Origin of the sequence: uncultured Pseudophaeobacter sp., from assembly GCA_905479575.1 — a bacterium.
Lineage (GTDB): Bacteria > Pseudomonadota > Alphaproteobacteria > Rhodobacterales > Rhodobacteraceae > Pseudophaeobacter.
In genome coordinates this window covers 1-4,191 of record CAJQNB010000038.1, presented here as the reverse complement: position 1 = coordinate 4,191, position 4,191 = coordinate 1, and the positions used below count along the sequence as shown (strand labels likewise).

Below are 4,191 nucleotides of genomic sequence, written 5' to 3'. Positions count from 1 at the left end.
GTACGAGAGGACCGGGGTGAACGAACCACTGGTGGACCAGTTGTCGTGCCAACGGCAGTGCTGGGTAGCTATGTTCGGACAGGATAACCGCTGAAGGCATCTAAGCGGGAAGCCCCCCTCAAAACAAGGTATCCCTGAGGGCCGAGGTAGACCACCTCGTCAATAGGCCAGAGATGTAAGCGTGGTAACACGTTCAGTTGACTGGTACTAATCGCCCGATTGGCTTGATCTGATCTAGTAATAGACAGCCAAGAACCAAATAAGCACCAATTGACTTGTGACATAACAAAGGTGCAGCAACGTGCATTTGCACTGCAAATACACTGCCTGCTGCCTGACAGACTTTACTTGCCTAAAGTCGTCAGTGTTGATTGTTTCCCTGCGATCTTGGAAATGTCATCGTGACATAACTGGGGTGCGGTCTCTCGGGCATTTGCGATGCAAATACCCTGCCGACCGCCAACCAAAAAAATCCAAGAACCGCAGGTTCTTGGATTTTTCTTGGTTTGGTGGCGATAGCGAGAGCAAAACACCCGGTCCCATCCCGAACCCGGAAGTTAAGTGCCTTTGCGCCAATGGTACTGCGTCTTAAGGCGTGGGAGAGTAGGTCACTGCCAAACCTAGTAAAATCCAAAATCTCAAAAACGATAACATTAACGCTAACTACTAGGACAAATCGTCCTCAAGTACAAAAGCGATAGAACATCATAACTGTCGCGGGATGGAGCAGCCCGGTAGCTCGTCAGGCTCATAACCTGAAGGTCGTAGGTTCAAATCCTACTCCCGCAACCAAAATTTCCCAATAAGAACAACGACTTGCTAACCGCCTTCGGGCGGTGCTTTGCGTTGCGCCAAACAAACTGGAAGCACTGTGGAAGCAATAGGAGCGGAAAATTGCTGTGCTGAATACGCAACACTGCCGTAGCGCCAGGAAAGGCGATCACCGCGCTCAAACTATCACAAAGACAAGAGGTAGGAGGGGATGTGGCGAGAGACAACGGCCCAAACCGGACCTTGGCCAGTTGTCCAAGTGCTGTATCGCAGCTTCCCCGAAGCTGCCGTTTGACACATTGCGCAGCATTTTTGTTGGCCAGAGGGCGGCAGAGCGGGACTTTGCTGCCGTTGATGTGCCAGCATCAAACGGCAGCTTTGGTTCATTTAAGCCAACACGTGCCAGAAATCTAAATCCACCGACTTTGGATCGAACATCTCCAGCATGGGGGTACAGTCTTTGTTGTCCATGTATCCTCCACAGATTTCACGAGCTGCGCCTGATGTCTCTACAAAGGCGATTTCCGAGTAGGTGCTCTCATCTACCCGAGCGACGAAGTGGGATTTGGCCTCTTCAAAGCTCGCAAGGTAGGCGCTTTCGATTTTTCGGGATGCGTCCAATAGCCTCTCTTCAGTGAACGACTTCGGCTCCTTTGGAGAGAATGTACCAAACTCCACACATGAGAAATCAACCGGCAGCGATACAGGCCCACCAAGCAGGTTGTTTTTAGCCAGCCGAATGCTGTCTCGGTCCAGCATTTCCATAACGGGTCCAGTGGAAGATGCCTTGGGATGTTCTTGCGCCATGGCGATAAATGAGGCTTCGTCAGTCGCAAAAATTGCGTCTGCGAAGTCACCTTTCAGATTTCCGAGAAAGCAGTGCATCGCGATACCTGGCTGGTGCGCCAAAAACTCTGATTGCCAAACCCGGGTGGCAGCGATCAGGTCGGCCGGATCAACCTCGGGCTTGGCAGAGTATCGCGCAAATCCCATCACAGTTACCGGGCCAATATTTTTCCGTAGCATAGAAAGTCCTTTCAATTGATGCTGCCCAGCGTACTAATGAAAAGGATTGTCAATTTTTGTCAGGGTTAGGATGCGGACTACAAGACTTTTTTCGATCCTTGATCATCTGCGCGGGCGGCGTACGCAGGTAACCGCAGATGCGCTCGCCGCAGATTTGAATGTTTCGGTAAGAACCATCTATCGCGACATCGCCACCTTACAGTCCATGGGCGCGCCCATTCGGGGTGAGGGTGGTATCGGATACCAGATCGAGGCAGGCTATTTCCTCCCGCCATTGCATTTCGACCCGGATGAGCTTGATGCGTTGCTGCTAGGGGTCCGCATGGTTACAGCGCGCGGCGATGATGCCCTTGGGCAAGCCGCACACAGGCTCTTGGGGAAGATCGAAACTGTCTTGTCAGAGGACCGGCAGCACCTTCAACAGCCGCTGTTGGCCGTTGGCGGAGAGAACAAGGCAGATGCCGCATCTGGCTTGAGCGCTATCAGAGCCGCTATCAGACACAGGAATAAGCTGGCCGTCACTTATGAAGATGCTCATGAGAGCCAGAGTGAACGTATTTTGCGCCCACTTGGGCTGACCGCATTCGAAACCGTTTGGGTGCTAACCGGATGGTGCGAACTCAGGCATGACTTTAGAAACTTCAGATTGGACCGCCTCGGCAAAATCAGCGAAACTGGTGATATATTTAGGAAGGAAAAAGGCAAGGAGTTTGCAGACTACCTGAAGAGCTTGTAGCTCCAAAGCTGTAAGTCATACTTTCCGCAGCATCCGTCGATATGGGCTCCTAGCGGACATGCGGCGCTGCGGCACGCGAATCTTGACCTTGCAAGGCTGGGCGCGACCAACCAGATGACCGCTCCCAGCCCAAAGTGACCGATGCGAAACGCGATTGGCTCTCGTTGCCGCACATGCACAAATCGAGCCTCGACTTCCTGAAAGCGGACATTCAAGTTGTCAAACGCGGGTTTTTACCCTCAATGTCGGCTTCAAGCCCATATTAACTGATACTGCAATTTCCATGAGGGTCTGCATTGCTTCGTGTGCTTCAATGAATCCATGCTCATGTGTGATTAAGCAAAACGATCTATGCCTCTGTGAGAAAAAGAAAATGAAGCCCAACATAATTAGTCCGATTGCAGCGTTTGACATCGTAAGCGGAAACGCGACAGCCGTGGATGACGCTTGGCCAGCCCCTCACTGCGAGTCAGGCTATCGCTGGTTGCACTTCGATTTAGCGGATGAGGGACTTATGGTCTGGGCCGAAGAACATTTACCGGAAATCGCTGCACGGGCCCTTTGCCAAGCCGAGACCCGCCCACGATGTGAGAGATTTGAAGACGGACTTATTCTGAACCTGAGGGGTGTTAATCTAAACCCAGGAGCAGATCCGGAAGATATGGTTTCATTGCGCCTTTGGGTCACCCAAAGCGCAATTGTCTCGGCCCGGAAACGCAAAGTATGGGCTGCTGACACAATCCGCCAAGCCGCGAATGCCGGGAAAGGTCCGATCAGCATTGGACACTTCCTGTCTGAACTTGCGCATGGCCTTACAGCCCGGATCGAAACAGTTTCTCTTGCTCTAGAAGAACAAGCCGATGAGCTTGAAGATATTGGCTCAGAACGTGGGCACTTGGCATCTGGAACGCTTTCAAAGCTTCGGCAAGTGGTCATAAAGATGCGCAGGTTTATCAATCCACAACGAGAGGCCATAGCCGCGCTTGCCTCGTTGGAGGGATGGCTGATGGAGCCAAACGAATTGGCGCATGTCGGTGAAACGTCCAACCGCACACGACGGTTAGTGGAAGAACTCGATGCGACTCGGGATCGCCTTACAGCTCTACAGGATTCCATCGATGCCGAACGCTCTCACGTTTTGGGGCGCAATAGCTATGTGCTCTCTGTTGTCGCAGCGATTTTTCTCCCGCTTGGATTTCTTACAGGGCTCTTTGGAGTGAATGTCGGTGGCATGCCTGGGATCCAGGAGCAGAACGCATTCTGGATTCTTGCGGGGGTTTCTCTCGCTTGCGGGCTTGCTCTTTTCTGGATTTTTAAGTTTGCCAAATGGCTATAAGGCGATCTGCAAGTACTTTAGTTGCCGATAGATGGGAGTGCATAAATGCCATCGCTTCATCACGACATCAAAAAGAAGACATTTCAGAGTTGCTGGCCAAAGGCAGCTCCGTCCGCTCAGCCGGCCTTGACCACTTACCTCAGTACCCGGTTGGTGTGCTGGAGCGGAGAACGGCGGCTGTGAGCCCTTTGTGCGCTTCAATGCTCTCGCAGCGAAAGCAACATCGGACAGTGCCAGTTACCGTTCGAACAGTTGGCGGTGACCTCATCCAATGCGCGTTCCAGACGTTTCAGGTCGGAGATTTTTTTGCGGATGCTCTGCT

Annotated in this window: 3 protein-coding genes, 1 tRNA gene and 2 rRNA genes; 5 read left to right on the top strand and 1 reads right to left on the bottom strand. The window is 52.3% G+C overall.

Going from position 1 to position 4,191, the window contains the following annotated elements; all coding sequences use genetic code 11:
- The 3 genes from QZ268_RS11655 to QZ268_RS11645 all read left to right on the top strand — a co-directional run.
- Positions 1-232, top strand: a 23S ribosomal RNA gene (locus tag QZ268_RS11655); the annotation flags it as partial.
- 273 nt (positions 233-505) lie between these two features.
- Positions 506-620: ribosomal RNA gene (rrf, locus tag QZ268_RS11650) — 5S ribosomal RNA — on the top strand.
- Positions 621-715: 95 nt separating this feature from the next.
- A tRNA-Met gene (locus QZ268_RS11645) sits at positions 716-792 on the top strand.
- A 366-nt stretch (positions 793-1,158) separates the two neighbouring features.
- Here QZ268_RS11645 and QZ268_RS11640 read toward each other — a convergent pair.
- The gene (locus QZ268_RS11640) at positions 1,159-1,812 is read right to left on the bottom strand and encodes a hypothetical protein (protein ID WP_295452591.1); all 654 of its coding nucleotides are present in this window, start codon (positions 1,810-1,812) and stop codon (positions 1,159-1,161) included.
- Between the two features lie 31 nt (positions 1,813-1,843).
- Here QZ268_RS11640 and QZ268_RS11635 point away from each other — a divergent pair, with 31 nt between their 5' ends.
- Together QZ268_RS11635 and QZ268_RS11630 are read left to right on the top strand one after the other, a co-directional pair.
- On the top strand, positions 1,844-2,533 hold the full coding sequence (locus QZ268_RS11635) for a YafY family protein (RefSeq protein WP_295452589.1): 690 nt from the start codon (positions 1,844-1,846) through the stop codon (positions 2,531-2,533).
- Positions 2,534-2,687: 154 nt separating this feature from the next.
- The gene (locus tag QZ268_RS11630) at positions 2,688-3,869 is read left to right on the top strand and encodes a zinc transporter ZntB (RefSeq protein WP_295452586.1); all 1,182 of its coding nucleotides are present in this window, start codon (positions 2,688-2,690) and stop codon (positions 3,867-3,869) included.
- Positions 3,870-4,191: the final 322 nt, after the last annotated feature.